Below are 25574 nucleotides of genomic sequence, written 5' to 3'. Positions count from 1 at the left end.
CCTTTCGTGTGCCACCGGCCCCTCCCGCACTGGGCCGTTCGAGTGGTAACCATGTGTCAGCCTCACTCGCAGGAGTGGTCGACTCGTCCGAGGGGTGCCGCCGGGCGGCCTCCCGGTGGGAAGGTGGCCTCGCCAGTTCGATGGCCCGGCAGGGCGCAGACGATCGGAGGCCACCGTGGGCAGCACACCGAGCGTGAGGCGGCGGGGCACCGGGCACGCGGTGGTGTTGGGGGCGGGCATAGCCGGTCTGTGCGCGGCCCGGGCGGTCGCCGAGGTCTACGACCGGGTCACCCTGGTCGAGCGGGACGTCTTACCGGCCGGCACCGGCGTCCGGCGCGGCGTCCCGCAGGGGGCGCACGTGCACTCGCTGACGCCCGGCGGCGAGCGGGCACTGGACGGGTTCTTCCCCGGCCTGGTCGAGGAGCTGGCCGCCGAGGGCGCCACGCTGGCCGGGGCGCTGGACGAGTTGGAGATCGTGTTCTTCGGCTCCAGGCTGCGGCAGGTGCCGCTCGGCCGGGTGCTCCAGGTGAGCCGCCCGTTCCTGGAAGGCCGGCTGCGCGAGCGGGTGCTGGCCCGGCCCGAGGTCACCCTGCGGACGGGCCTGGAGGCCACCGCGCCGATCGACGCCGGCCCCGACGGGGTGGCCGGCGTCCGGCTGGCCCGCGCGGGGGAGTCCGGCGCCGCCGAGGAGCTGGCCGCCGACCTGGTGGTGGACGCGATGGGCCGGGCCGGCCGGGGCGCCGCCTGGTACCGGGCGCTGGGCTACCCGAGCCGGCCGTCCGGCGCCTGCACGTGGACGTGGCCTACGCCAGCCGCCGCTACCAGGTGCCCCCGGGCGCGCTCGGCCCGGCCAAGGGCATCCTGATCGGCGCCACCCAGCGGCGCCCCCGGGGCGCCGTCCTCACCCGCCAGGAGAACGAGACCTGGGTGCTCTCCCTCTACGGCTTCGGCAAGGACCACCACCCACCCACCGCACCCGAGCGGTTCCTCAGCTTCGCCGAGGGCCTGCTCACCCCCGAGACCTGCCGGGCGCTGCGGGAGGCCGAGCCGATCACCGGCGTCTCCTCCTTCGCGTACCCGGCCGCCCTCCGCCGGGAGTTCCACCGGCTGCGCAGCGCGCCCGAGGGCCTGATCTCGATCGGGGACGCGGTCTGCAGCCTCAACCCGATCTACGGCGCCGGCATGACCGTCGCCGCCCTGGAGGCGCGGGCCCTGCGCACGTGCCTGGCCGAGGGCCCGACGGGCCTGCCGCGCCGCTTCCACCGGGAGGCCGCCCGGGCCGTCCGCCTCCCGTGGCTGTTCGCCACCCTGGCCGACCGGTCGATGCCTCAAGTCCCCGGCACCCACCCCGCCCTGGCCCGCCTGCTGGCCCGCTCCTTCCAGGCCACCATGCGCGCCGCCGCCACCGACCCCCGGGTGGCCGCCGCCGTCTGGGACGCCGTCAGCCTGGCCGGCTCACCCGCCGGCCTGGCCCGTCCGCACGTGACGGCCGCCGTGCTCCGGCACTGGTCGCCCCGCACCGCCCCAGGAGAGGACTGATCCCCGTGCCGGAGTTCGACGACAGCAGCCGGAAGGCGTTCGTGGAGCGCTGGGTCGCCATGTGGGAGTCACCCACCGCCCCCACCGACGCGATGGCGTACTACACCGAGGACGCCGTGATCGAGGACAAGGCCTTCGGCCACACCTACCGGGGCCACCAGGAGCTGAGCGAGTACTTCGGCCGGGCCGCCGAGCTCTTCGCCGACATCCGCTCGGTCTGCACCGGCGTGCTGGTCGGCCCCGCGCACGCGGTGGCCCACGTCCAGTACGGCGCGACCATCCGGCAGCCGTTCCTCTGCCTGCCGGAGTCGGCCCGGGGCAGGCAGTTCTCGGTCTACCTGATGGCGCTGCTCGAATTCGCCCCGGACGGCCGGATCGCCCGGGGCGTGGACGCGTACGACCGCACCTCCGTGCTCCAGCAGCTCGGCCTGCTCCCGGCCGACGCCGGCCGGCCGGCCGACTCGGCCACCCCGTTCACCACCTAGGACCACCACCCCCTGCACCACTTAGGATCAGGGGTGTGTCCGAACCGCGTACCGTCACCGACCCCGCCGACCCCCGACTGGCCGACTACACCGGCCTGACCGACGTGGAGCTGCGCCGCAAGCGCGAGCCCGCCGAGGGGCTGTTCATCGCCGAGGGGGAGAAGGTGATCCGGCGGGCCGTCGCGGCCGGGTACCGGATGCGCTCGATGCTCCTGACCCCCAAGTGGCTGGAGGTCATGGGCGAGGTCATCGAGGCCACCGACGCCCCCGTCCACGTGGTCGACCCCGCCCTCGCCGAGGCCGTCACCGGCTACCACGTGCACCGCGGCGCCCTCGCCTCGATGGAGCGCAAGCCGCTGCCCGCCGTGGCCGAGGTGCTCGCCGGCGCCCGCCGGGTCGCCGTCCTGGAGGGCCTGGTCGACCACACCAACCTCGGCGCCATCTTCCGCAGCGCCGCCGCGCTCGGCATGGACGCCGTGCTGCTCTCCCCGGACTGCGCCGACCCGCTCTACCGACGCGCCGTCAAGGTCTCGATGGGCGCCGTCTTCGCCGTCCCCTACGCCCGCCTAGACCCCTGGCCGGGCTCGCTGGCCACCGTGCAGCAGGCCGGCTTCTCCGTCCTCGCCCTCACTCCGGCCGAGGGCGCCGTCGACCTCGCTACCGTCGCCGTCCAGGAGAAGACCGCCCTGATGCTCGGCGCCGAGGGCGACGGCCTCACCGCCAAGGCCATGGCCGCCGCCGACCACCTGGTCCGGATCCCGATGGCCCACGGCATCGACTCCCTCAACGTCGGCGCAGCGGCAGCCGTCGCCTTCTACGCCGCCCGCGCCTGACGGCCCCTCGGGCCGAGGGAAACCACTGGTGGCACCGGCACCGGGGCCCGTACGCTCGGCGCATGCCTGCTCATGATCACTCAGCTGCGCCCGGCCCGGTGGACTTCGCCGACCCCGGCCCGGTGACCGCCGAGGACCTTGCCGAGGGCGTCCGGCTGGTCGTCGACCTGCTGCGCTCGCCCGCCGCCCTCGCCGCAGACTGGGATGCCCCGGCCGGGCCGCTGGAGTGGAGCTGCTGGGAGACCGCCGAGCACCTGGCCGACGACCTCTTCTCCTACGCCGCCCAGCTGGGCCCGCAGGCGCCCCCGGCCCCCTCCCACGTGCCCTTCGTCTGGCGCCGGGAGGCACCGGGCAAGCCCGCGAACGTGATCTTCGCCGAGCGCGCGGGCGGCCCGGAGGCGATGGCCCAGGTGCTCGACGCCTGCGGCGCGCTGCACGTGGCGATGGTCCGCACCGCCGCCCCGCAGGCCCGCGCCTTCCACATCTTCGGCACCACCGACGCCGAGGGCTCCGCCTCGATGGGCCTGGTCGAGCTCTTCGCCCACGCCGACGACCTGGCCCGCGGCCTCGGCCTGGCCTGGACCCCGCCCGCCGAGGTCTGCGCCCGCGTGCTGGCCCGGCTCTTCCCGGAGTTCCCGATCGGCACCGACCCCTGGGCCACCCTGCGCTGGGCCACCGGCCGCGGCGGCCTCCCCGGCCGGGCCCGCCGCACCCGCTGGCAGTGGGACAGCGCGCCCCGCTCCGAGCAGCTCCGGATCGTCCGGGTCACCCCGAAGGGCCCGCTGACGGACTGGCAGCACGTCCACAACACGATCATCCCGACCCACCAGCTCTCCCTCGAGGAGATCCGCGACCGGGCCGCCCGCAATCGCCTCTTCACCGCCTACCTCGGCGACACCCTGGTCGGCTGCTCCACCGTCCGCCCCCCGGACGAGGAGACCCCCGCCGCCACCGTGATCGCCCGCATCCTCCCCGACCACCGCCGCCGCGGCCTCGGCACCCGCCTCCACCGCCACGCCCGCACCGAGGCCGCCGACCTGGCCCCCACCGTCGAGACCTGCGTCCTGGCCACCAACGAGGACGGCCTGGCCTTCGCCCTCGCCGCCGGCTACCAGGAGACCGAGCGCTACCTCCTCCCCGGCGACACCATCCCGTACATCACCCTCACCCAGCCATGAGCCCACCCCACGCGCCGCCCCCGGCAGACCGACCGTCAGCCCCCGGCCCGCACCCGCCTGCGCCGCACCCGCCCGGCCCGCACCCGTCCGGCCCGCGCCCGCCCGAGCCGCACCTGCCTGCGCTGCACCCCGACACCCTCCGCGCCGCTCGGCTGCGCCTCGACGCCGCGCTCACCGGCCCAGGGCCCGTCTTCAAACCCCCGTCTGCGGGGCGCCGCCGGGGCACGCGCCCTCCTTGCCCGGCATCGGGCAGGAGGGGCCCTTCGACGGCTTCTCGTCGGTCGCCGATGCTCCGCATGGACTCCCTCCTCGGCGCCGCCGATGCACGCACCCCAACGACGCCCCGCCCGCCCTCCGGGCGGACGACGGGGGTTTGAAGACGGGCCCTCGTCGACGCCTTCGCCGGAGCGGTCGCGCGGCCCGACGAGACGAACTGCACCTGCCACTGGGGCAGCGCCGAGGGGCTCGCGCTGCTCAAGGTGCCGGGTGTCCGGCTCGACCCCGACCTGCTCCGGCGGAGCTGGTACCTGGCCGACTGGCGCGACCACGGGGCGGTGATCCGCCGCGTCCTGCCGCAGCTGGCCGAGGCGCTCACCGACCGCGGCTCCGAGTCGTACCGGTACGGACGGGAGATCGGCGCCGCGCTGGCCCGGGCCGATTGGCCGCAGTGGCCGGCGCAGCAGGCGGCGGCGGTACGGGAGTTCCTGCACGCGTACTGGATCCACGCCCTGCTCGGCCCTGAGCCCGTCGACCCCGGTGGCGCCCTGGCCCTGTGCGTCGAGGCCTCCGGCGTGCTGGCGCCCTGGCTCGCGGACTGGGCGGCCCTGGACCACCCGGTGGTCGACGCGCACCTGGAGGAGGCCGTCGACCAGTGGGACTACGACCTGCTGGTCGACAAGCTCCCCTGGCTGACCGACCACGACGAGCGCACCGAGGAGGCCCTGGCCACCGAGCTCGCTGCCTGGTTCACCCGCCACGCCCCCGCCCGGCTGAAGGCCCGTCAGGTCCCGGACGACCTGCTGCAGCGCCTACGGCTGTTCGGTCTCCCGGGCCCGGCCCGCTACTCGGACCCGCACTGGCCCGGCTACACCTACTGACGGGCCCGGCCCATCCGTCGAGCCCCGTGGCGGTTCAGCCGGTCGGGACGGCTGCGCCCGGCCAGGACTCGTCGAAGGAGCCGTCGCCCCGCACCGCGTAGCGGGTGGAGGCACCGGCGCCGGTGGGGGTGCGTTCGTCGCGGATGAGGGCGCCGCCCTCGATCCGCCAGGAGGCGGTGGCCGTGGCGTCGGCCGCCGAGGCGCGGGAGGCGAGCAGCACGGGGGTGTCACCGCTGAAGCCGAACAGCTCCACCAGGTCGACCGGCACCGCGCCCTCGGCGCGCCGCAGCACCACCACGGTGGCCGCCGCGTCGCGGTAGCGCGCGCCGAGCACCGAGCTCACCGCGATCTGTGCGCCCTCGGCCGTCGACTTCCCGTCCCGGAGCCGGATGGCCGGCCCGCCGGCCGGGTCGGTGTAGCTGCGATTGCCCCAGTCCACGGCCGGGACGGCGCCCACGGCCGGGCCGAGCACCGAGTCACCCGTCCCGTGCGCCACGGCCGCCAGCGGCGGCACGGGCGACTGCGCACCGTCCGCCGAGAGCCCGCCGGGCGGCTGCGGCTGCGCCGTCACCGAGGCGACGGTCGGCGCGGGATCGGGGGCCAGGCCCTGCTTGCTGCGGTTCTCGCACCCCTGGGCCGCCGCGATCGCCAACGCCACCCCGAGCGTGACGGTCACGAAGACCACCGCCCGCTGCCGGCGCAGCCGCTGCCGGGCCCCGCTCGCCCCACCGGGCCGCCCGGGCACCGGCGTGTGCTGCCGATCCCGCCCGCCCCGCCGCTCGCGGGGCCCACCGACCCCGTCCGGCCGGGGCATCGGCGCGGTGACCGCCTGCCCGTGCGGCCGCCGGGGCACCGGCGGCACCCCACCCCGCCCGGCACCCGGCCCGTCCGCACGCCCGGCCCCGGCGCCGTAGCCCTCGGCCGCACCGTGCTGCCCGGCACCGCCGCCGCGCCCGTACGCATCGCCCGCCCCGTGCCCGCCACCGCCGCGCCCGTAGGCCTCGGCCGCACCGCGCTCGGCCGGTGCCCCACCACGTCCGTGACCGGCCGCCGCGCCGTAACCGTCGTTCGTCCCGCGCCCGGCGTACCCGGCCGCACCGGGCAGGCCGCCGCCGTGACCGTTGCCGCCGTGACCACCGCCGGCCAGGCCGGCCCCGGCTGCTCCGCCGTGGCCCTGGTGCCCGGCCGCCGCACCGCGCCCGCCGGCACCGGCCGCACCCAGCTGCCCGCCGTGGCCGCCACGTCCGGCCTGCCCGCCGACGCGCCCGTGCTCGCCCGGGCCGCCGCCCGCACCGCCCGCAACACCGACACCGCCTGCGCCGGCTGCGCCGAGCTCCTCGGGCCGCCCCGGCCGACCGGCCGGGGGAACGGGGTTGGCCGCGGCGCTACGGCCGCGCGGCGCGCCGGCGGCGCCCCGGGCGGCAAGTTCGCTGAGCCGCTCGTGCAGGGCGGCCGCGCCGGGCCGCTCGGTGGGCTCCTTGGCCAGGCAGGCCCGGACCAGCGGAGCGAGCGGGGCGGGCACGGCGGAGAGGTCGGGCTCCTCGTGCACCACGCGGTAGAGCATCACCTCGGAGGAGGCACCGGATCCGAACGGGGTGTCACCCGTCACCGAGTAGGCGAGGGTGGCGCCGAAGGCGAAGACGTCGGTGGCCGGGGTCACGGCGACGCCCCGGACCTGCTCGGGGGCGAGGAAGCCGGGGGAGCCGACGGCGGTGCCGACGTGGGTCAGGGTGCTCGCCCCGCGCGACCAGGCGATGCCGAAGTCGATGATCCGGGGGCCCTTGGGGGAGAGCAGGATGTTGGAGGGCTTGAGGTCGCGGTGCACCACCCCGGCTTCGTGCACCTTCACCAGCCCGTCGGCCAGCGCTGCGCCGATCCGGGCGGCCTCGGGCCAGGGCAGCGGGCCCTCCTCGCCGACCCGCTTGTAGAGCGAGGGGCCGGGCACGTACGCGGTGGCCAGCCAGGGGCGGTCGGCCTCGATGTCGGAGCCCACCACCCGCGCGGTGCAGGCGCCCCGGATCCGGGAGGCGGCCGCGATCTCGCGGGCGAAGCGGGTGCGGAATTCGGCGTCCTCGGCCAGCTCGGCGCGGATCAGCTTGAGCGCCACCCGCTGACCCCGGCGGTCGGAGCCGAGGTAGACCACGCCCATGCCGCCGGCACCGAGCCGCCGGTGCAGCCGGTAGGGGCCGACGATGCGGGGGTCCTCACGCCTCAGCCGCATCATCGCCATCGTCCGCTTCCCGTCACTCCGGTGCCCGTCATCCCGTGGGGTGATGCCCCGTCGGGTGGGGCGTCGTCAGAACCCTGCTCCGGCACAGCTTACGGACTGCGTGCTGCGGTGTGCTGATACGCAACACCCGCACCGGCGGTCGGATCCTCCGACCCCGCGGCCCACCAGGGACGGAGCCGCCCGGCGGGCCCTCGGCCGCGCACCGACCGTACACCCGATGATCACCGGAGCGACACCTTCCGCCTGCTCGGGGCAGGCCGCTGACCAGCGGCGGAGCGGCCCCTCGGGGGTGCTCTCAGGGTTGCCTCGGGGATGCGGGCGAATCCTTCTCCCCCTGGGGTAGTAGGCCGGGCCGGTCCGTGTCATCCCAGCGGAGGCCCGGGGAACGGTACGAGGGCATGACGTGCGGGGCGGCCCCGGGAAATAGCGTGGAGTTCAGCGGTGGGTGACCAGCTCGTCCCCCGAGATTCCCCACCCACCGCTCCAATTCGACACGACAGTCACCATCGAGCACAGGACGGGCAGGAGACGACCATGGCCACGACGGAGCTCACCGAGGCCCTTCGCCGCCGCAGCCGCACCCGCCGGCCCACGGCGGCCGAGGCCGGTCCGCGGCACCCCGCCGTGGCGCTGGCGATGGCGCTGCCCTGTGCGGCCGTCCTGCTGGTCCTCTTCGGCGGCTGGCACCAACTGGCCGCCCAGGCCACGGCAGTGGCCAATCTGCTCGGCCGCTGACGCGCCACGGATCTGGCGCCGCCCTTGGGGAAGGGCAGGCGTCGGCCGAGGGCGGGCGAGGCACCGGCTGGACTGACGCGGACGGGCGTCAGCGGTGCGCGCACACCCTCGGCAGGCCGGCGGGTGTCGGGAGTACGGAGTCCGGTGAGGGGCTCCACCCGGCACCCGCCCACACCCACACCCATGCCCACGCCCGTGCCCGTCGAGCTCACGGCAGCGACAACGCCGAAGGGCCGCGATCCATGATCGGATCGCGGCCCTTCGGGGTACTGCTCGGTGCGCGATACTGGGATTGAACCAGTGACCCCTACCGTGTCAAGGTAGTGCTCTCCCGCTGAGCTAATCGCGCGGGTGGTACTGCATGGTGCTGCGACGACTCTTCGAGCCGAGTGCGCGATACTGGGATTGAACCAGTGACCCCTACCGTGTCAAGGTAGTGCTCTCCCGCTGAGCTAATCGCGCGGGTGGTACTGCATGGTGCTGCCACGGCTCTTCGAGCCGAGTGCGCGATACTGGGATTGAACCAGTGACCCCTACCGTGTCAAGGTAGTGCTCTCCCGCTGAGCTAATCGCGCTTGTGCCCGCCACCGAAGTGCCGGTCGTGCCAAGACCCCTGAGGGGCCGGGTGTGCGCGATACTGGGATTGAACCAGTGACCCCTACCGTGTCAAGGTAGTGCTCTCCCGCTGAGCTAATCGCGCGGGGAGGGCCCCTGGCGAACCAGGGGCACCTCTTGGAGGTGGAGACGGGATTTGAACCCGTGTACACGGCTTTGCAGGCCGTTGCCTCGCCTCTCGGCCACTCCACCAGGCAACTTACGAAGAACGATCTTACCCTGTCCTTCGCGTCGAGCGGACGACGAGATTCGAACTCGCGACCCTCACCTTGGCAAGGTGATGCTCTACCAACTGAGCCACGTCCGCCTGTCTCCCGGCCACTTCCCCGCTTTCCTGCGGCTCCGTGTCCCGGCGACGTGTTGAACTCTAGCGGAATCCTGGGCCAGCTCAAATTCCGTTCTCGCAGCGTGGCGCCGGAGCCCCCGCCGAGCCGCCCCCCGGGCGACTCCCCACCGGCTCCCCGGCGACTCCCCACCGGTTCCCGGGCCCGCCCCCGCGGCACCCCGCCCCGGGTGCGCGTCACAGCGGTCGCACCCGTCGCTCCGGGCCCCCTCCGACCTACACTTCAGCGACCGCGGTCATCCCCGGTCACCCCGCCCCGCGCCCACCCCAGCGCGCGGAACAGCACCGACGTCCGTGCAGGAGCTCCGTTGTCCGGCCCCAGCCCCCAGCCCGCCCAGGGCCTCGCCCGCACCGAACCGATGGCCCGCTTCGGCGGCCGACTGGCGACCGGGCTGGTCGAGGTCACCTCGGACCCGGCCGCCCTGGAGAGCGCCGGGTACTGGGCCGTGGCCTACGACTTCGAGGGCCGGCTCACCTGTGCCCGGTTCGCCGAGGTGCGCCCCGACCCCGCGCCGCCGCGCAGCGAGGGCTGGCTCGGGCCCGACCCCGCCGGCTGGCACAGCTCGCTGAGCCGGGACGCCTACACGGCCGGGGTGCGGCGGATCCGCGAACACATCGCGGCGGGCGAGGTCTACCAGGCCAACCTCTGCCGGGTGCTCTCCGCGACGCTGCCCGACCCCGACCGCAGCGACATCGACGCGCTCACCGGACTGCTCGCCCACGGCAACCCGGCCCCGTACGCCGGAACGATCCGCCTGCCCGAGCACGGGGTGGAGATCGCCACCGCCTCGCCCGAGCTCTACCTGCGCCGCCGGGGCCGCACGCTCTCCTCCGGCCCGATCAAGGGCACCGGCCGCACCGAGCACGACCTGCTCGACAAGGACCACGCCGAGAACGTGATGATCGTCGACCTGGTCCGCAACGACCTCGGCCGGGTCTGCGCGACCGGCACGGTCACGGTGCCGGAGCTCTGCGTGGTGGAGAAGCACCCCGGCCTGGTGCACCTGGTCTCCACCGTCGAGGGCCAGCTGCGCGAAGGGGCCGGCTGGGGCGAGACCTTCGCCGCCACCTTCCCGCCCGGCTCGGTCACCGGCGCGCCCAAGGCCAGCGCGCTGCGGATCATCGAGGCGCTGGAGACCGCCCCGCGCGGCCCGTACTGCGGGGCCGTCGGCTGGGTGGACGCCGACCGCGGCGAGGGCGAACTCGCCGTCGGCATCCGGACGTTCTGGATCGACCGGAGCAGTGGGGAGCCCGTGCTGTGGTTCGGCACCGGGGCCGGCATCACCTGGGGCTCCGACCCCGAGCGCGAGTGGGACGAGACCGAACTCAAGGCCGCCCGGCTGGTCGCGATAGCGTCGGGCCGCACGCCCGTGTGAGCACCTGCAAGGAGAAACATGATCTGGGTCAACGGCGTCCTGGCCGAGAGCGGAGCCGCCACGGTCTCCGTCCTGGACCACGGCCTCACCACCGGCGACGGCGTGTTCGAGACGGTCAAGGCGGTGGACGGGCAGCCCTTCGCCGTCCGGCGCCACCTCGACCGGCTGACCCGCTCCGCCCGGGGCCTCGGCCTGCCCGACCCCGACCAGGAGGCCGTCCGCGCGGGCGTGGCCGAGGTGCTGGCCGCCAACCCGATGCCGCTCGGCCGGGTCCGGATCACCTACACCGGCGGCATCGCCCCGCTCGGCTCCGAGCGCGGCACCGACCCGACCACCCTGGTGGTCGCCGTCGGCACCGCCAAGCCCCGCCCCGACACTACCGCCGTGGTCACCGTGCCCTGGCGCCGCAACGAGCACAGTGCCGTGGCCGGCCTCAAGACCACCTCGTACGCGGAGAACGTGGTCGCGCTGGCCGTCGCCCACCGGGCCGGGGCCTCCGAGTCGCTGTTCGCCAACACCGCCGGGCAGCTCTGCGAGGGCACCGGCTCCAACGTCTTCGTGGTGCTCGACGGCCGGCTGCTCACCCCGCCGCTCGCCTCCGGCTGCCTGGCCGGCATCACCCGGCAGCTGGTCCTCGACTGGACGGGCGCCGAGGAGGCCGAGCTGCCCTTCGAGGTGCTGGAGCGCGCCGAGGAGATCTTCCTCACCTCCACCCTGCGGGACGTGCAGGCCGTCACCCGGGTCGACGACCGGCAGCTCGACGGGCCCGGGCCGGTCACACTGAAGGCGATGGCCCTGTTCGCCGAGCGGTCGGCCGAGACCTCGGAGCCTTAGGCGGACCGGAGCGGCCCGGAACCAGCCGATTACCACCCCGCACCGGGTGGGAAGGGAGCCTGCGTGACCACCACCCTGCGCCCCGAGCACCCGGAAGAGCCCACCCCCGACGGTGGCCGCACCCGCCGCTGGCAGATCTGCGTCAACGGCCGCCCGGTGGGCGGCCTGCGCACCACCGCGCAGCGGTACGGCGAGCAGTGGTGGGGCGAGATCTCCGAACTGGCCGTCAGCGAGGGGCACCGGCGCGGCCGGGCCACCGTCGGCGCGCTCGCGGCCGAGGAGGTGCTGCGCGGCTGGGGCTGCACCCGGGTGGATGTGAGCGTGCCCGGTGGCGCCGAACCGGCGCTGCGGCTGGCCGAGATGCTCGGCTACACCGAGCGGATGCGGAACATGGCCAAGCCGCTCGCCCACCCGCCGCAGCTCGCGCCCGGCCTGACGGCCCGTCCGATCGAGGGCGAGGCCTACCGCGCCTGGCGGTCCGTCGCCGTGGCCGACTACGCGGCCGAGCTCCGCAAGTCCGGGCTCACCGCCGACCAGGCCCGGGCCAAGGCCGACGCCGACGACGCCCGCTTCCTGCCGCAGGGCGCCGACACCCCGCACATGGCCATGCGCGAGCTGAGCGACCCGGCCGGCGCGCCCGTCGGCACGCTCTGGGTCGCCCTGCACCAGGAGGCCCGGCCGCAGGGCGGCTGGCTGGCCTGGGTGATGACGGTGGACGTGGACCCGGCGCAGCGCGGCCGGGGCTACGGCCGCGCGCTGCTCCAGCTCGCCGAGCGCGAGTGCCTGGCGGCGGGCGTCCACGAGCTGGGGCTGAACGTCTTCAGCGACAACGCGGTGGCGATCAACCTCTACGAGTCACTGGGGTACGCGATCACTCGCCGGATCCTGGGCAAGGCGCTGTGAGCGTTCCCAATGCGGGGGCTCTGTGAGCGCTCCCAAGGCGGGCGGACAAGGATGAGCCCGGGGGATCAGCCCAGCAACTCGACGATCCGCTCGCGCAGGCCCTCCTGGGACTTGCCACCGTCCAGGCGCTGCCCGGCCACCACGTAGGTCGGGGTGCCGGTGACGCCGATCGCCTTGCCCTCGGCCTGGTCGGAGTCGACCACCAGCATGTGGCGGCCGTCGATCAGGGCCAGCTCGACCTCCTCGGCGTCCAGGCCGAGCTCGCCGGCCAGGGCGATCAGGAACTTCTGGCCACCCTGCCCGAGCTCCTCGACCCGCTCGAGCAGGGCCTCGGCGTACTCCCAGCCGCGCCCCTGGGCGAAGGCCTCCTCGACGGCCTCGGCCGCCGGGTAGGCGTGCTTGTTCTTCTCCAGCGGGAAGTGGCGCAGCTCGATGGTGAGCGCGGCGCCGTAGCGCTCGCGCAGCGCACGGACGTCCGCCAGGGCGGTGCGGCAGTCCGGGCACTGGTGGTCGCACCAGAATTCGAGACGGGGGAGCGTGGAGTCGGTCATGCCGCCCAGTCTTCCACCCCCGGCCGGGGCGGCCGCCACCCCTGACCGCCCGCGGTCAGCCCGCGACGCCCGCCGGCGTGCCCTCGGTGCTCTCGGTGCTCTCTGCGCTCTCCGCGCTTTCGGCCGACCGCTGCCGGGCCCGGTACGCGGCCACGTGTAGCCGGTTGCCGCAGGTGCGGCTGTCGCAGTAGCGGCGCGAGCGGTTGCGGGAGAGGTCGACGAAGACCCGGGCGCAGCTGGGCGCCTCGCAGCGGCGCAGCCGCTCGCGCTCGCCGGCCATCACGATGAAGGCCAGCGCCATGCCGAGCTCGGCCCCGAGGTGGTCGCCCAGGGCGGCGTGCGGGGCGAAGTAGTGGATGTGCCAGCCGTGGTGGTCGTGGTTGGTCAGCCGGGGCGTGGTGCCGGCCGCGGCGACCAGGGAGTTGACCAGCTCGGCGGCCTCGGCCGTGGTGTCGGCGGAGAAGACCGCGCGCAGCTCACCGCGCACCCGGTGCACGGCGGCCAGGTCGGCGGCGGTGAGCGAGTCGACCTCGCTGATCTCCCGTTGCGCCACGAAGGCGCCGAGCGCGTCGAGATCGGCCAGCTGTTCGCTGCCGCCCGCCTCGGGGGCGGTGTTGAGCAGCTCGACCAGAATGCTCAGCGCGCACTCGGTGTCGTGGGTGATCAGCACGTGAGGGCTCCTCGCGCGGCGGGAGCACCGGCCCCCGGGTCTGTCATCACCGGCGACTCTACCGGGCGGGCGCCGCAGGGGCCGAGAAGCGCCGGAGAACGGGTAGGCGCCCGGTGCCGGGCCCGAGCGGACCCTCGTGGGGTCGATCGGGCCCGGCACCGGGCGCCCTGGCGCAGCTGGGGGTGCGACCGTGCCCCCGAGTAGGACGGACGCGGTTGGATCGGCCCAGCGCCGCTGCGGTCAGCTTTCGGCGAGGATGTGTGAGAGCTCCCGGTCGAGGTCGAAGTGGCGGTGTTCGGTGCCGGGTGGCACGGCGGCGTCGGTGCGCTTGAGGAATGACTCGAGCGCCCGGGCCGGGGCTTCCAGCAGGGCTTCTCCTTCCGGAGAGCTCAAAGCGATGCAGACCACCCCCTGTCCGTGGCTGCGTGACGGCCAGACCCGGACGTCGCCGGTCCCGGTGGGTCGGTGCAGCCCCTCCGCGAGGAGATCCCGGGCGAACACCCACTCCACGGTCTCGTCGGCACCGGTGTGGAAGGTGGCGTGCACGGCATAGGGGTCGGCGGTGTCGTAGCGCAGGCCCGCGGGGACGGGCAGGGACGACTCGCTGGACACGATGAGGCGCAGGTGCAGCTCGCAGCTGACCGTGGTGTTCATAAGCGCCAGGGCCTTTCGCTCAGTGTGCGCTCGGGGAATCGCACGTCGGCGAACGGACCATCCCACCTGAAAGCCCGCTGTAAACCCTTCTGTCCCGATTCGAGTGCGAGTCGTACCCCTTCCGGCGCATTGCGGAATCCGCCCGGAGCCCCGCTCGCCCGTACTCGGCACGGGTTCTCGGGGTCATTCCCCGGAAGCCTGTGCGAAGCGACGAATCTCGGCCCGGCCCCGGGCGTGACACCACCGTCACAGTGCGTGATTGAACCGCTGGTGAGGGTGGGGTGGGGCACTGGGCCGAGTGGGTGGTCGGAGCACCCCTCGGGATGCGGTAATGTTTTCCCTGCACCCGGGCGATTAGCTCAGCGGGAGAGCACTTCGTTCACACCGAAGGGGTCACTGGTTCGATCCCAGTATCGCCCACCGGAATGCAATGTCGGGCCCCAGCCAATTACGGCTGGGGCCCGATGTCGTTTTTCCGGGCTTCCGTCGGCCGGGGTCTTCGCACAGTTGATTGGCAATCACTTGTGCTGCCCCGCAAGGCCCTCGGGGCACCCGCCACGGCGGGCCGGACGGAACCGAGTTGCGCACCACCTGCCAAGTGGTGCTAATGTTCATCTCGTTGCCCGGGCGATTAGCTCAGCGGGAGAGCACTTCGTTCACACCGAAGGGGTCACTGGTTCGATCCCAGTATCGCCCACCGAGCAACAGTGAGGCCCTGACCGGTAGTCCGGTCAGGGCCTCACTGCATTCCGGAGTGCCCCTCAGGCCACGTGCCGCAACGGCCAGTCGAAGTCCGCCCGCTCCGGGCGGTCCGGCCGGCTCAGCGGGGCCCGGCGCTGCGCCGCGTGCCAGACGGTCTGCCGCAGTTGCAGCTCGGTGGGGGAGAGCCGGCCCAGCTGCTCGGGGTGGCGGGCGCCCAGCGTCCGGGTCAGCTCCAGGGCGGCCACCGCGTCGGCGGTGGCGTCGTGCGCGCCGGTCAGCTCCACCCCGTAGTGCGCGCAGAGGTCGCCGAGGGTGCGGCGGCCCGGCCGGTGCCGGTCCACGTGCCGGTCCAGCACCCACGGGTCCAGCACCAGCAGCTCGGCGCCGTCCAACAGCTCGGCCAGCGAGACCGCCCGGTGCCGGCGCAGCTCACGGTCCAGCAGGGTCAGGTCGTACGGGGCGTTCATCACCACCAGCGGCACCCCGGCCCGGGCCTGCTCGGCCAGCGCACGGGCGATCTCCGCCACCACCGTGCGGGGCGGCCGGCCGTGCGCCCGCACCTGCGCGTCGCTGATCCCGTGCACCGCCCGGGCGCTCTCCGGGATCGGCACCCCCGGGTCGGTCAGCCAGCTCAGCGTCTCGGCGGGCGCGCCGGGCGCGGCCTGGAGCACCAGGGAGGCGGAGACGATCCGGTCGTGCTCCACGTCCACGCCGGTGGTCTCGGTGTCGAAGGAGGCGAGCGGGGCCTCGTACCAGTGGGGGGATCCGTACCGTGCCAGGGATTCGCGCCTGGGTGTCATGACCGCCCCCCAACCCTCGACTGCCGAAGCGCGGCGCGCGGCGCACTGCCGAGGACCAGCGGTGCGCCGCGCACGGCGGCTTTCCGCCTGGTTGATACCGCAGTTGACGCCCCCTCAACCCCCGCGCAGAGCTCCGGTCGCGCAGCGTGGCCACTCGATCACGGACGGCACTGCGGTAATGGGTGCACGGCTCGGTCGCGGCTCTCGGTACCATCGTCAGCGCAGCGCTGTGCTGCACCACACTGATCCACACGTCAGGAGAGACCGGTGACGGACGTCCGGGTAATCATCAGCCGCGAACCCGATCGGGAAGAGCGCGTGGTGACCACGGGCACTACGGCCGCCGATCTGTTCGCCGACGACCGCTCGATCATCGCCGCGCGGGTCGCGGGCGCGCTCAAGGACCTCGCGTACGAGGTGCAGGACGGCGACGAGGTCGAGCCGGTCGAGATCAGCAGCAAGGACGGCCTCGACATCCTGCGCCACTCCACCGCGCACGTCATGGCGCAGGCCGTGCAGCAGCTCTTCCCCGAGGCCAAGCTGGGCATCGGCCCGCCGGTCAAGGACGGCTTCTACTACGACTTCGACGTGGAGAAGCCCTTCCACCCCGATGACCTCAAGGCCATCGAGAAGAAGATGCAGGAGATCATCAAGCGCGGGCAGAAGTTCGCCCGCCGAGTGGTCACCGACGAGGCCGCCCGCGAGGAGCTGGCCAAGGAGCCGTACAAGCTGGAGCTGATCGGCCTCAAGGGCAACGCCTCCAGCGAGGACGGCGCCAACGTCGAGGTGGGCGGCGCCGAGCTGACCATCTACGACAACCTGGACGCCAAGAGCGGCGAGCTCTGCTGGGGCGACCTCTGCCGTGGCCCGCACCTGCCGAGCACCCGGATGATCCCGGCCTTCAAGCTCATGCGCAACGCTTCCGCCTACTGGCGCGGCAGTGAGCGGAACCCCATGCTGCAGCGCATCTACGGCACCGCCTGGCCGACCAAGGACGAGCTCAAGGCGCACCTGGACTTCCTGGAGGAGGCCGCCAAGCGCGACCACCGCAAGCTCGGCAATGAGCTCGACCTCTTCTCCATCCCGGAGGAGATCGGCTCCGGCCTCGCCGTCTTCCACCCCAAGGGCGGCATCATCCGCCGCGCCATGGAGGACTACTCGCGCCGCCGGCACGAGGAAGAGGGCTACGAGTTCGTCTACACCCCGCACGCCACCAAGGGGAAGCTCTTCGAGAAGAGCGGCCACCTGGACTGGTACGCCGACGGCATGTACCCCCCCATGCAGCTCGACGAGGGCGTGGACTACTACCTGAAGCCCATGAACTGCCCGATGCACAACCTGATCTTCGACGCGCGCGGCCGGTCCTATCGTGAACTGCCGCTGCGGCTCTTTGAGTTCGGGACGGTGTACCGCTACGAGAAGTCCGGCGTGGTGCACGGTCTGACCCGGGCGCGCGGCTTCACCCAGGACGACGCGCACATCTACTGCACCCGCGAGCAGATGGCGGACGAGCTCGACTCGACGCTGACCTTCGTGCTCAACCTGCTCCGTGACTACGGTCTGACCGACTTCTACCTGGAGCTCTCCACCAAGGATCCGGAGAAGTTCGTCGGGTCGGACGAGGTCTGGGAGGAGGCCACCGCGGTGCTGGCCGCCGTGGCGGAGAAGCAGGGGCTGCCGCTGGTGCCGGACCCGGGCGGCGCGGCCTTCTACGGCCCGAAGATCTCGGTGCAGGCGCGGGACGCGATCGGCCGCACCTGGCAGATGTCCACCATCCAGCTGGACTTCAACCTGCCCGAACGTTTCGAGCTGGAGTACACCTCGGCGGACGGCTCGCGGCAGCGGCCGGTCATGATCCACCGGGCGCTGTTCGGGAGCATCGAGCGGTTCTTCGCGGTGCTGCTTGAGCACTACGCCGGCGCCATGCCGCCGTGGCTGGCCCCGGTGACGGTGACCGGTATCCCGATCACCGACGAGCACGTGCCGTACCTCCTTGAGGTGGCGGCCGAGCTGAAGAAGAAGGGCATCCGGGTCGAGGTCGACACCTCGGACGACCGGATGCAGAAGAAGATCCGCAACGCCCAGAAGTCGAAGGTCCCGTTCATGCTGATCGCGGGCAACGACGACGTCGAGGCCGGTGCCGTCTCCTTCCGCTACCGCAACGGTGAGCAGAAGAACGGCGTGCCGATGGTCGAGGCGATCGCCGAGATCGTGGACGCCGTGGAGCGTCGCGTCCAGGTCTGATGACGGCGTGAGTGTGGGGCGGGCTCGGTGACGAGTCTGCCCCACACTGCTTTGCAAGCGGCCCATGGCGAATATGCTGATCAGCATGACGAGTGAGCCGGAAGTGCAGCAGGGCGTGGGGGAGCCGGACGGCTTCCGTCGCCTGTGGACCCCCCATCGGATGGCGTACATCAAGGGCGAGAGCAAGCCCACCGGCCCGGCTCCGGACGATGGTTGTCCGTTCTGCTCGATCCCGTCGCTCAGTGACGAGGACGGGCTCATCGTGGCGCGGGGGAGTGCCGTGTTCGCGGTGCTCAACCTGTACCCGTACAACGGTGGGCACTTGATGGTGGTGCCGTACCGGCACGTGGCCGACTACACCGAGTTGGACGAGGCCGAGACGGTCGAGCTGGCCGACTACACGAAGCGGGCGATGACGGCGCTGCGGGCCGCTTCGGGGGCGCACGGGTTCAACATCGGGATGAACCAGGGGGCCGCCGCCGGGGCGGGGATCGCCGCGCACCTGCACCAGCACGTGGTGCCGCGCTGGGGCGGGGACACCAACTTCATGCCGGTGGTGGGCCACACCAAGGTGCTGCCGCAGCTGCTCGCGGACACCCGCAAGATGCTGGCCGAGGTCTGGCCGCAGGGCTGAGAGCGGATGACGAAGGCCCGGGCTCCGGCCCGGGCCTTCGTGGTGAGCAGAAGCCTCAGCCGGCGTCGTAAGAGTCGGCGCGGAACGGACGGACGCCCTGCATCTCGGCCTTGAGGATGCCGCCCCGGTTGGCGAAGCGCTCCACGTTGATGTCGTGCTCCTCCAGGAACTCGACGATGGCGGCCAGCACGGCGTTGACCACCGGGGTGGCGCCGTAGATCACGTCGTCGGCCTTGAAGCGGCTGGCCCAGGTCTTGTCGGCCCAGGCGCCGCGCAGCGAGAAGGGCTCGGGGAGGGTGATCGAGCCGCCGAGCCAGTTGAGCAGGGCGGGGAGCTTCACGAAGGGGGCGCGCAGCGCCTGCCGCACCACCTCGTCGTTGTCCACCAGCGGCAGCTGGATCGTCTCCTCCTCCCAGAACTTGCCGGTCTTGGGTCGGGTGATCTCCTTGGGCTTGGGCTTGGCGCTGAAGAAGCCGGCCAGCGGGCCGAGTGCGTAGCCGGAGACGGAGACCCGCAGGGTGTTGCTCATCACCGTCACGCCGATCAGCAGCGTGGAGACCAACTGGCCGTTGTGCAGGACGAGTTGAGTGGAGAGGCGGTGGCGGGTGTCGGTGCCGAGGGTCTGCCGGTTGGCGATCTGCTGGATGCCGAAGTCACGCATCCGGAAGCCGTCCATGTCGGCGTTGCTCGGGCGGCCGATCTCGTCGGCGCCCTCCGGGATGTCCACCACCACCCAGTGCTGCACGGCCACGTGCGGCATGGCGCCGCCGGCGACCTCGCTGCGGCTCAGGCCGCCGAGCCGGCTGCTGATCTTGCGGCTCAAGTCCCACGGGTGGAAGGCACGGAAGTCGTCGTGGCCCTCGGCCGGCCGCAGGTCCTCGACCACCTCCCAGACGCCCCAGCGCACCCCGGCCCCCAGCACGCCCTTGCTGCCGGCGTAGTGCTGGATGTTGGTCTCCTGCTCGGCCGTCAGCCGCTCCAGCTGGGCGCGCAGCTCGGCGGCCCGCTTGTCCATGTCGTCCCGGGGCACCGCCTTGGGCACGGTGGCCGCCAGCGCGCTGCCGTCGATCAGGCCGCCCCAGCGGGCCCGCAGGTCGGTGACGCTGCGCAGGCAGATCTGCTTGGCCACCGACCAGCCGACCACCGGTATCACCATCACGATCCGGCAGTAGAGCCCGAGCAGCCCGCCGAAGGGCGGCCTGATCGCGAGCAGCACCCCCAGCCCGAAGGCCACCACCAGGACGAGCGTGCTGAGCACGTTCGCCCGGGAGGCGCCGGACTTGCGGACGTAGGTGCGGGACTGGAAGGCGAGCAGCCAGACCAGCGTGCCGGGCAGCGCGAGCAGGCCGAAGACCAGGGTGACCAGCATCAGCTGGCGGTCGCGGCCGCGGCGCAGCTCCTCGGCGGCCAGGCAGTGCTCGACCACCATCCGGGTGTCGGTGCCGAAGGAGGGCACCAGCGGGTTGCGCTTGGGGCGCAGCGTCCGGTCGATCAGGGCGCGGCTGTAGGCCTCGCCGATGCTCGGCTTGAAGAGCCGGTCGAAGCGGCCCTTCTTGACCGTGACCCCGGGCAGGGCCTCCATCGCGTCCACCGGCAGGTCGCGGTAGGCGACCGAGGAGAGCAGTTGCGTCACCGCGGTCTGTGGTCCGACGTCCGTGCGGGGTATCTGCGCACCCGGGGTCATGTCCAGCTTGGTCACGGTGGTCTCCCCTCCTCCCCTGTCAGCGGCAGGCTATCGCGACGGCACCCTGCCGCGCCGATGATCGTCTGAAGACCGGTCACTTCCGGCCGGGCGTCCGGCTTTCCAGGAGAGTGCCCAGTTTCCGGCCGTTTGATCCTCGGCGCGCGGGGCGCGGCGGTGCATGATCAGGGGCATGACCGAGTTGGATGTGGCGACGGACCCGGTGCTGGTCTACGACGCGGGCAGCCGGGCCGCCACGGCCTGGGTGCGGTTCGCCGAGCGGTACCTGCGGGCGACGCTGGCCTCCGGCGGCTGGCAGGCCGTCCGCGGCGGGCCGGGGGAGCGGCTGCGCTGGATCACCCCGACGGGTCGGACGTACCTCGGCGCCGGGGCGGTGGCCCGGCTGCTGCTGCGCACCGGCGGGGCCTGGGCCTACCTCGGCGGTGCGCTGGCGCTGGTCACCGGTACTGGGCGGCCAGGGCCTGCGGCATGGGTTCGTGCCGGACGTAGGAGCGGGTGAACCGGCCGGTGCCGTGCGAGAGGGAGCGCAGCTCCACGGGGTAGCGGGTGAGTTCGAGTTCGGGCACCTCGGCGCGGACCAGGCTCAGGCCCGGGCCGCCGGGTTCGGTGCCGAGCACGTGGCCGCGGCGGGCGGAGAGGTCGGTGAGGACGGCGCCCTGGTACTCGTCGGGGAGCAGCACCCGGACCTCGTCCACGGGTTCGAGCAGGCGGACGGTGGCGTGGGTGGCGGCCTCCTTGAGGGCGAGGGAGCCGGCGGTCTGGAAGGCGGCGTCGGAGGAGTCCACGGAGTGGGCCTTGCCGTCGGTGAGGGTGACCCGGACGTCGGTGAGCGGGTAGCCGGCCAGCACGCCGTGGGCGAGCTGGGCGCGGACGCCCTTCTCCACCGAGGGGACGAAGTGGCGCGGGACGGCGCCGCCGACCACCTTGTCGACGAACTCGAAGCCGCCGCCGGGCAGCGGTTCGACGGTGAGGTCGCAGACGGCGAACTGGCCGTGGCCGCCGGACTGTTTGACGTGCCGTCCGTGGCCGCTGCCGCTGGTGGCGAAGGTCTCGCGGAGGGCGACCTGGTAGGGCACGGTGTCGAGGTGGACGCCGAAGCGGCCGGCCAGCCGGTCGAGCACCACGGCCTGGTGGGCCTCGCCGGTGCACCAGAGGACGAGTTGGTGGGTGTCGGGGTTCTGCTCGATCCGCAGCGCCGGGTCCTGGGCGGCCAGCTTGGCCAGGCTCTGGGCCAGGTGGTCCTCGTCGGTCTTGCTGTGGGCCTGGACGGCGATCGGGAGCAGCGCCTCGGGCTGCGGCCAGGGCGGCACGGCGCGGTCGTCGGCGCTGAGCGAGTCGCCGGTGCGGGCGGTGGCCAGGCGGGCCAGGCAGACCAGCTCGCCGGGCAGGGCCAGGGCGGCCGGGCGCTGCTGCCGGCCGAAGGGGGTGGTGAGGGTGGTGACCCGCTCCTCGGCGCCGGCGGGGGTGTGCAGGGTGGTGTCGGGGCGCAGGGTGCCGGAGAAGACCCGGGTCAGGCTGAGCCGGCCCACGTACGGGTCCTCGCCGGTGTGCACCACCTGGGCGGTGACGGGGGCCTCGGGGTCGCAGGGAGGCAGCTCGTCGGCGCGCTCCAAGGGAGTGGGGAAGATCTCGGCGATCAGGTCGAGGAGTTCGAGCGCGCCGGCGGTGGGCGGGCCGGTGAGCAGCACGGGGTGGACGGTGCCCTGGAGGAATTCGCGGCGCAGCGCCTCGGTGAGGGCGGTGGCGTCGAGCTCCTCGCCGGCCAGGTAGCGCTCGAGCAGGGTGTCGTCCTCGCCGGCGATGGCCTCGACCAGCCGGGCCCGGGCCGCGTCGGCGCCCTCCTCGGGGCCGGCCTCGCCGTAGCGGCGGCCGGTGAGCAGGTCGAGGGAGCCGACCGGCCGGCCCTCGTGCAGGGTGGTGAGGTGGAGCGGCAGGACGGTGTCGGGGTGGTCGCCGAAGGCCTCCTGGCAGGCGGCCAGGGTCTCCTCCAGTGGGATCCGGGCGGTGCCCAGGTGGGTGAGCACGATCGCGGTGGGCAGCCCGGCGGCGCGGCACTCGCGCCAGTGGGCGAGGGCGGGCAGTCCGATCGGTTCGGCGGCTGAGAGCACCAGCAGGGCGCCCTCGGCGGCCCGCAACCCGGCCCGGAGCTCGCCGGCGAAGTCGGCGTAGCCGGGGGTGTCGAGCAGGTTGAGCTTGAGCCCGCGGTGGGGAAGCGGGACGAGGGAGAGCTGCACCGAGCGCTGCTGGCGGTGCTCGACCTCCTCGTGGTCGGAGACGGTGGTGCCCTCGGGCACGCCGCCGGCCCGGGGGATCGCCCCGGCGGCGAGAGCGAGGGCCTCGACCAGGGTGGTCTTGCCGGCGCCGCCGGGGCCGAGCAGCACCACGTTGCGCAGTGCGGCGCTGCTCTCCACGACGGGGGCCGGCGGGTGCTGGGATGTCTGGGCCGCCACGGGTGCCTCCTCCGGCCGGACTCTGCCGGCCTACTACCGGATCGCCTTCGGAATCACGTAGGGTGAGTGCGAACGCGCGTTCGGTGACGGCCGGTCGACGCCAGGCGGGGGCGGGTGCCGCTCGCTGGCGTGGGGCGGCGGAGCGCACCGGCGGCGTGGATACCATTGTCCAGCCGGGCGGGCGGATCCGCTCGGCCGCTCCCGCCCACCGGGGCGCGGGGTGCGGCAGGCAAGATCGGGGCGGTCCGGAAGGCCATGCTCAACAAGTACGCACGTGCCTTCTTCACACGTGTCCTGACGCCGTTCGCGGCGTTCCTGCTGCGGATGGGCGTCAGCCCGGACGCGGTGACGCTGATCGGCACGGCCGGGTCCGTCGCCGGTGCGCTGGTGTTCTTCCCGCGCGGGGAGTTCTTCTGGGGCACCATCACGATCACCCTCTTCATCTTCTCCGACCTGGTGGACGGCAACATGGCCCGCCAGGCCGGCAGCTCCAGCAAGTGGGGCGCCTTCCTGGACTCCACGCTGGACCGGGTCGCCGACTCGGCGATCTTCGGCGGCCTGGCCCTGTGGTACGCGGGCAAGGGCGACAACAACCTGCTCTGCGCCATCGCGATCCTCTGCCTGGCCAGCGGCCAGGTGGTCTCGTACACCAAGGCCCGGGCCGAGTCGCTGGGCCTGCCCTGCAAGGTCAACGGCCTGGTCGAGCGGGCCGAGCGCCTGGTGGTCAGCCTGACCGCCGCCGGGGTCACCGGCCTGCACAAGTTCGGCGTCCCCTACGTGGAGTGGCTGCTGCCGACCGCGCTCTGGGCGGTGGGCCTGGGCAGCCTGGTCACGATGATGCAGCGGATCGTCACGGTGCGCCGGGAGGCGCGGGAGCTGGAGGAGGCGGCCGCGTGAAGGTCTCGATGCAGGAGCGCCTGACCGATTCGGCGTACGCGCTCGGCTGGGCCGCGCTGCGCCACCTGCCCGAGCCGGCCGCCCGGCGGCTGTTCGAACGGATCGCGGACTCGGCCTGGCGCAAGCGCGGCAAGCGGGTGCTCCAGCTGGAGGCCAACCTGCGCCGGGTCCGCCCGGAGGCCGGGGAGGCGGCGATCCGCGAGCTCTCCCGGGCCGGGATGCGCTCCTACCTGCGGTACTGGAAGGAGTCCTTCCGGCTCCAGACCTACAGCCCCGCCCAGCTGGCCGAGGCCGTGCAGGTCAAGGGCGTCGAGCAGCTGAACGCCGAGCTGGCGAGCGGCCGGGGCGTGCTGATAGCGCTGCCGCACATGGGCAACTGGGACCTGGCCGGTGCCTGGGTGGCGGCCTGCGAGGGCCACAACTTCACCACCGTCGCCGAGCGGCTCAAGCCCGAGTCGCTGTTCGACCGGTTCGTGGCCTACCGGGAGAGCCTGGGCATGGAGGTGCTGGCGCTGACCGGCTCCTCGGTCTCGGTGACCGGCACGCTGGCCCGCCGGCTGCGCGAGGGCAGGCTGGTCTGCCTGGTCGGCGACCGCGACCTCTCCGCCAACGGCCTGCCGGTGGACTTCTTCGGCGAGCAGACCCGGATGCCCGCCGGGCCCGCCGCGCTCGCGCTGCGCACCGGCGCCGCGCTGATGCCGGTGACGCTCTGGTACGACGGCCCGGTGCTGCGGGCCGAGATCCACCCCGAGATCCTGCCGCCCGCCGAGGGCGACCAGCGGGAGAAGACCGCCGCCATGACGCAGGCGATGGCCGACATCTGGGCCGAGGGCGTCCGCGAGCACCCGGAGGACTGGCACATGCTGCAGAAGTTCTGGCTGGCGGACCTGACGCCGCGGGCGGAGGCGGGCGCGTGAGGATCGGCATCGTCTGCCCCTACGACTGGGACGTGCCCGGCGGGGTGCAGTTCCACATCCGCGACCTGGCCGAGCACCTGATCGGGCGCGGCCACGAGGTCTCGGTGCTGGCCCCCGCCGAGGACGAGTCGGCGCTGCCGCGGTACGTGGTCTCGGCCGGGCGGGCCGTGGCCGTGCCGTACAACGGCTCGGTGGCCCGCCTGAGCTTCGGGATCATCTCGGCCGCCCGGGTGCGGCGCTGGCTCGCGGACGGCCGGTTCGACATCCTGCACGTGCACGAGCCCTCCTCGCCGAGCCTGTCGATGCTGGCCGCCTGGGCGGTCAACGGCCCGATGGTCGGCACCTTCCACACCTCCAACCCGCGCTCGCGGGCGATGATCGCGGCCTCACCGATCCTCCAGCCCAGCCTGGAGAAGATGAGCGCCCGGATCGCGGTCAGCGAGTACGCCCGGCGCACCCTGGTCGAGCACCTGGGCGGCGACGCCGTGGTGATCCCCAACGGCGTGGACGTGAAGTTCTTCGCCGAGGCCGAGCCCGAGCCGCGCTGGCAGGGCGGTGCGGCCGACGGGCGCCCCGGCACGATCGGCTTCATCGGCCGGATCAACGAGCCGCGCAAGGGCCTGCCCACCCTGCTCGCCGCGCTGCCCAAGATCCTGGCCGAGCGGCCGGGGGTGCGACTGCTGGTGGCCGGCAAGGGCGACGAGGAGGAGGCCGTGGCCGGCCTCGCCCCCGAGGTGCGCGGCCAGATCGAGTTCCTCGGCATGGTGAGCGACCGGGACAAGGCCCGGCTGCTGCGCAGCGTCGACCTCTACGTGGCGCCCAACACCGGCGGCGAGAGCTTCGGCATCATCCTGGTCGAGGCCATGTCGGCCGGTGCGCCGGTGCTGGCCAGCGACCTGGACGCGTTCAAGCAGGTGCTGGACGGCGGCGCGGCCGGCGAGCTGTTCCCGGTCGAGGACGCGGCGGCGCTGGCCGACGCGGCCGTGCGGCTGCTGGCGGCCCCCGAGCGGCTCGCCGAGCTGCGCGAGGCGGCCTCGCGGCACGTGCGCCGGTTCGACTGGGAGACGGTGGGCTCGGAGATCCTCTCGGTCTACGAGACGGTGACCGACGGCCGTCCGCCGGTGGCCGAGGACGGCCGGGCGGGCTGGCGCGACCGGCTCGGCCTGACCCGCGACTGACCCCTTA

General features: G+C 73.6%; 23 protein-coding genes and 8 tRNA genes. 18 read left to right on the top strand and 13 right to left on the bottom strand.

The window, feature by feature from the left end:
* The first annotated feature begins 175 nt into the window (after positions 1–175).
* From CFP65_RS05600 to CFP65_RS05575, 6 genes are all read left to right on the top strand, one after another.
* A complete protein-coding gene (locus CFP65_RS05600) occupies positions 176–865 on the top strand; it encodes an NAD(P)/FAD-dependent oxidoreductase (RefSeq protein WP_104815032.1) in 690 nt (229 codons plus the stop codon).
* A complete protein-coding gene (locus CFP65_RS05595) occupies positions 799–1539 on the top strand; it encodes a hypothetical protein (protein WP_158702047.1) in 741 nt (246 codons plus the stop codon). Before CFP65_RS05600 ends, CFP65_RS05595 begins: the two co-directional genes overlap by 67 nt.
* Before the next feature lie 5 nt (positions 1540–1544).
* A complete protein-coding gene (locus tag CFP65_RS05590) occupies positions 1545–2024 on the top strand; it encodes a nuclear transport factor 2 family protein (RefSeq protein ID WP_104815030.1) in 480 nt (159 codons plus the stop codon).
* Between the two features lie 35 nt (positions 2025–2059).
* On the top strand, positions 2060–2857 hold the full coding sequence (locus tag CFP65_RS05585) for an RNA methyltransferase (RefSeq protein WP_174805503.1): 798 nt from the start codon (positions 2060–2062) through the stop codon (positions 2855–2857).
* A gap of 62 nt (positions 2858–2919) precedes the next feature.
* Complete coding sequence (locus CFP65_RS42415) at positions 2920–4035, top strand: GNAT family N-acetyltransferase (RefSeq protein ID WP_104815029.1); 1116 nt, start codon at positions 2920–2922, stop codon at positions 4033–4035.
* Between the two features lie 479 nt (positions 4036–4514).
* Positions 4515–5132, top strand: a complete 618-nt coding sequence (locus CFP65_RS05575; RefSeq protein WP_104815028.1) for a hypothetical protein — start codon at positions 4515–4517, stop codon at positions 5130–5132.
* 34 nt (positions 5133–5166) lie between these two features.
* Here the strand turns inward: CFP65_RS05575 and CFP65_RS42410 are convergent, their stop codons facing one another.
* Complete coding sequence (locus tag CFP65_RS42410; protein WP_371682366.1) at positions 5167–7353, bottom strand: serine/threonine-protein kinase; 2187 nt, start codon at positions 7351–7353, stop codon at positions 5167–5169.
* Between the two features lie 543 nt (positions 7354–7896).
* On the opposite strand from CFP65_RS42410, the gene CFP65_RS05565 reads away from it, so the two are divergent.
* Complete coding sequence (locus CFP65_RS05565; protein WP_104815027.1) at positions 7897–8097, top strand: hypothetical protein; 201 nt, start codon at positions 7897–7899, stop codon at positions 8095–8097.
* 277 nt (positions 8098–8374) lie between these two features.
* On the opposite strand, the gene CFP65_RS05560 is transcribed toward CFP65_RS05565, so the two are convergent.
* From CFP65_RS05560 to CFP65_RS05535, 6 genes are all read right to left on the bottom strand, one after another.
* Positions 8375–8446 (bottom strand) — tRNA-Val (locus tag CFP65_RS05560).
* A 41-nt stretch (positions 8447–8487) separates the two neighbouring features.
* Positions 8488–8559 (bottom strand) — tRNA-Val (locus CFP65_RS05555).
* A gap of 41 nt (positions 8560–8600) precedes the next feature.
* Positions 8601–8672: transfer RNA gene (locus CFP65_RS05550), tRNA-Val, on the bottom strand.
* 53 nt (positions 8673–8725) lie between these two features.
* Positions 8726–8797: transfer RNA gene (locus CFP65_RS05545), tRNA-Val, on the bottom strand.
* Positions 8798–8830: 33 nt separating this feature from the next.
* Positions 8831–8904, bottom strand: a tRNA-Cys gene (locus CFP65_RS05540).
* Positions 8905–8946: 42 nt separating this feature from the next.
* A tRNA-Gly gene (locus tag CFP65_RS05535) sits at positions 8947–9019 on the bottom strand.
* 344 nt (positions 9020–9363) lie between these two features.
* Between CFP65_RS05535 and CFP65_RS05530 the strand changes: the two genes are divergently transcribed.
* From CFP65_RS05530 to CFP65_RS05520, 3 genes are all read left to right on the top strand, one after another.
* The gene (locus tag CFP65_RS05530) at positions 9364–10431 is read left to right on the top strand and encodes a chorismate-binding protein (protein ID WP_104815026.1); all 1068 of its coding nucleotides are present in this window, start codon (positions 9364–9366) and stop codon (positions 10429–10431) included.
* 18 nt (positions 10432–10449) lie between these two features.
* A complete protein-coding gene (locus tag CFP65_RS05525) occupies positions 10450–11265 on the top strand; it encodes an aminotransferase class IV (protein ID WP_104815025.1) in 816 nt (271 codons plus the stop codon).
* Between the two features lie 63 nt (positions 11266–11328).
* Positions 11329–12168, top strand: a complete 840-nt coding sequence (locus CFP65_RS05520) for a GNAT family N-acetyltransferase (protein ID WP_104815024.1) — start codon at positions 11329–11331, stop codon at positions 12166–12168.
* 65 nt (positions 12169–12233) lie between these two features.
* On the opposite strand, the gene CFP65_RS05515 is transcribed toward CFP65_RS05520, so the two are convergent.
* From CFP65_RS05515 to CFP65_RS05505, 3 genes are all read right to left on the bottom strand, one after another.
* Positions 12234–12719 carry a DsbA family protein gene (locus tag CFP65_RS05515; RefSeq protein ID WP_104815023.1) on the bottom strand — a complete coding sequence of 162 codons (486 nt, stop codon included), beginning with the start codon at positions 12717–12719 and terminating at the stop codon, positions 12234–12236.
* 55 nt (positions 12720–12774) lie between these two features.
* Entirely contained in the window at positions 12775–13389 is a 615-nt protein-coding gene (locus CFP65_RS05510; RefSeq protein WP_104815022.1) for a CGNR zinc finger domain-containing protein, read from the bottom strand.
* Between the two features lie 240 nt (positions 13390–13629).
* Entirely contained in the window at positions 13630–14043 is a 414-nt protein-coding gene (locus CFP65_RS05505) for an SsgA family sporulation/cell division regulator (RefSeq protein ID WP_030056266.1), read from the bottom strand.
* A 348-nt stretch (positions 14044–14391) separates the two neighbouring features.
* Here CFP65_RS05505 and CFP65_RS05500 point away from each other — a divergent pair.
* Positions 14392–14463: transfer RNA gene (locus CFP65_RS05500), tRNA-Val, on the top strand.
* A 205-nt stretch (positions 14464–14668) separates the two neighbouring features.
* Positions 14669–14740, top strand: a tRNA-Val gene (locus CFP65_RS05495).
* Between the two features lie 64 nt (positions 14741–14804).
* Here CFP65_RS05495 and CFP65_RS05490 read toward each other — a convergent pair.
* Positions 14805–15545, bottom strand: coding sequence for an exonuclease domain-containing protein (locus CFP65_RS05490; RefSeq protein WP_104815021.1), 741 nt, complete (start codon positions 15543–15545; stop codon positions 14805–14807).
* A gap of 267 nt (positions 15546–15812) precedes the next feature.
* Here CFP65_RS05490 and thrS point away from each other — a divergent pair, with 267 nt between their 5' ends.
* Positions 15813–17789, top strand: coding sequence for a threonine--tRNA ligase (gene thrS, locus CFP65_RS05485; RefSeq protein ID WP_104815020.1), 1977 nt, complete (start codon positions 15813–15815; stop codon positions 17787–17789).
* A gap of 73 nt (positions 17790–17862) precedes the next feature.
* Complete coding sequence (locus CFP65_RS05480; RefSeq protein ID WP_104815019.1) at positions 17863–18423, top strand: HIT domain-containing protein; 561 nt, start codon at positions 17863–17865, stop codon at positions 18421–18423.
* A gap of 55 nt (positions 18424–18478) precedes the next feature.
* Here the strand turns inward: CFP65_RS05480 and CFP65_RS05475 are convergent, their stop codons facing one another.
* Positions 18479–20122, bottom strand: coding sequence for a hypothetical protein (locus CFP65_RS05475; RefSeq protein ID WP_104815018.1), 1644 nt, complete (start codon positions 20120–20122; stop codon positions 18479–18481).
* 175 nt (positions 20123–20297) lie between these two features.
* Between CFP65_RS05475 and CFP65_RS05470 the strand changes: the two genes are divergently transcribed.
* Positions 20298–20624, top strand: a complete 327-nt coding sequence (locus tag CFP65_RS05470) for a DUF393 domain-containing protein (RefSeq protein ID WP_104815017.1) — start codon at positions 20298–20300, stop codon at positions 20622–20624.
* Here CFP65_RS05470 and CFP65_RS05465 read toward each other — a convergent pair.
* Positions 20563–22575 carry an elongation factor G gene (locus CFP65_RS05465; RefSeq protein ID WP_104815016.1) on the bottom strand — a complete coding sequence of 671 codons (2013 nt, stop codon included), beginning with the start codon at positions 22573–22575 and terminating at the stop codon, positions 20563–20565. The two genes, CFP65_RS05470 and CFP65_RS05465, sit on opposite strands and share 62 nt — an antisense overlap.
* Before the next feature lie 255 nt (positions 22576–22830).
* On the opposite strand from CFP65_RS05465, the gene pgsA reads away from it, so the two are divergent.
* From pgsA to CFP65_RS05450, 3 genes are read left to right on the top strand one after another with little or no spacing between them, the layout of a single operon-like run.
* The gene (pgsA, locus tag CFP65_RS05460) at positions 22831–23472 is read left to right on the top strand and encodes a phosphatidylinositol phosphate synthase (RefSeq protein WP_104815015.1); all 642 of its coding nucleotides are present in this window, start codon (positions 22831–22833) and stop codon (positions 23470–23472) included.
* A gap of 8 nt (positions 23473–23480) precedes the next feature.
* Complete coding sequence (locus CFP65_RS05455; protein ID WP_104820670.1) at positions 23481–24389, top strand: phosphatidylinositol mannoside acyltransferase; 909 nt, start codon at positions 23481–23483, stop codon at positions 24387–24389.
* Positions 24386–25567 (top strand): glycosyltransferase family 4 protein, encoded by a 1182-nt coding sequence (locus CFP65_RS05450; RefSeq protein WP_104815014.1) that lies wholly within the window; start codon positions 24386–24388, stop codon positions 25565–25567. Before CFP65_RS05455 ends, CFP65_RS05450 begins: the two co-directional genes overlap by 4 nt.
* Positions 25568–25574 lie beyond the last annotated feature (7 nt).

Origin of the sequence: Kitasatospora sp. MMS16-BH015 (assembly GCF_002943525.1) — a bacterium.
Taxonomy (GTDB): Bacteria; Actinomycetota; Actinomycetes; order Streptomycetales; family Streptomycetaceae; genus Kitasatospora.
The sequence above is the reverse complement of the archived record's forward strand: the minus strand, read 5'-3'. Positions and strand labels throughout refer to the sequence as shown.

Bases quoted from the DNA above. Each gene is read 5' to 3' on its own strand.
- CFP65_RS42415 (WP_104815029.1), top strand. From the start codon at position 2,920: ATGCCTGCTCATGATCACTCAGCTGCGCCCGGCCCGGTGGACTTCGCC.
- CFP65_RS42410 (WP_371682366.1), bottom strand. From the start codon at position 7,353: ATGCGGCTGAGGCGTGAGGACCCCCGCATCGTCGGCCCCTACCGGCTG.
- CFP65_RS05565 (WP_104815027.1), top strand. From the start codon at position 7,897: ATGGCCACGACGGAGCTCACCGAGGCCCTTCGCCGCCGCAGCCGCACC.
- CFP65_RS05525 (WP_104815025.1), top strand. From the start codon at position 10,450: ATGATCTGGGTCAACGGCGTCCTGGCCGAGAGCGGAGCCGCCACGGTC.
- CFP65_RS05515 (WP_104815023.1), bottom strand. From the start codon at position 12,719: ATGACCGACTCCACGCTCCCCCGTCTCGAATTCTGGTGCGACCACCAG.
- CFP65_RS05505 (WP_030056266.1), bottom strand. From the start codon at position 14,043: ATGAACACCACGGTCAGCTGCGAGCTGCACCTGCGCCTCATCGTGTCC.
- CFP65_RS05490 (WP_104815021.1), bottom strand. From the start codon at position 15,545: ATGACACCCAGGCGCGAATCCCTGGCACGGTACGGATCCCCCCACTGG.
- CFP65_RS05480 (WP_104815019.1), top strand. From the start codon at position 17,863: ATGCTGATCAGCATGACGAGTGAGCCGGAAGTGCAGCAGGGCGTGGGG.
- CFP65_RS05470 (WP_104815017.1), top strand. From the start codon at position 20,298: ATGACCGAGTTGGATGTGGCGACGGACCCGGTGCTGGTCTACGACGCG.
- pgsA (WP_104815015.1), top strand. From the start codon at position 22,831: ATGCTCAACAAGTACGCACGTGCCTTCTTCACACGTGTCCTGACGCCG.
- CFP65_RS05455 (WP_104820670.1), top strand. From the start codon at position 23,481: ATGCAGGAGCGCCTGACCGATTCGGCGTACGCGCTCGGCTGGGCCGCG.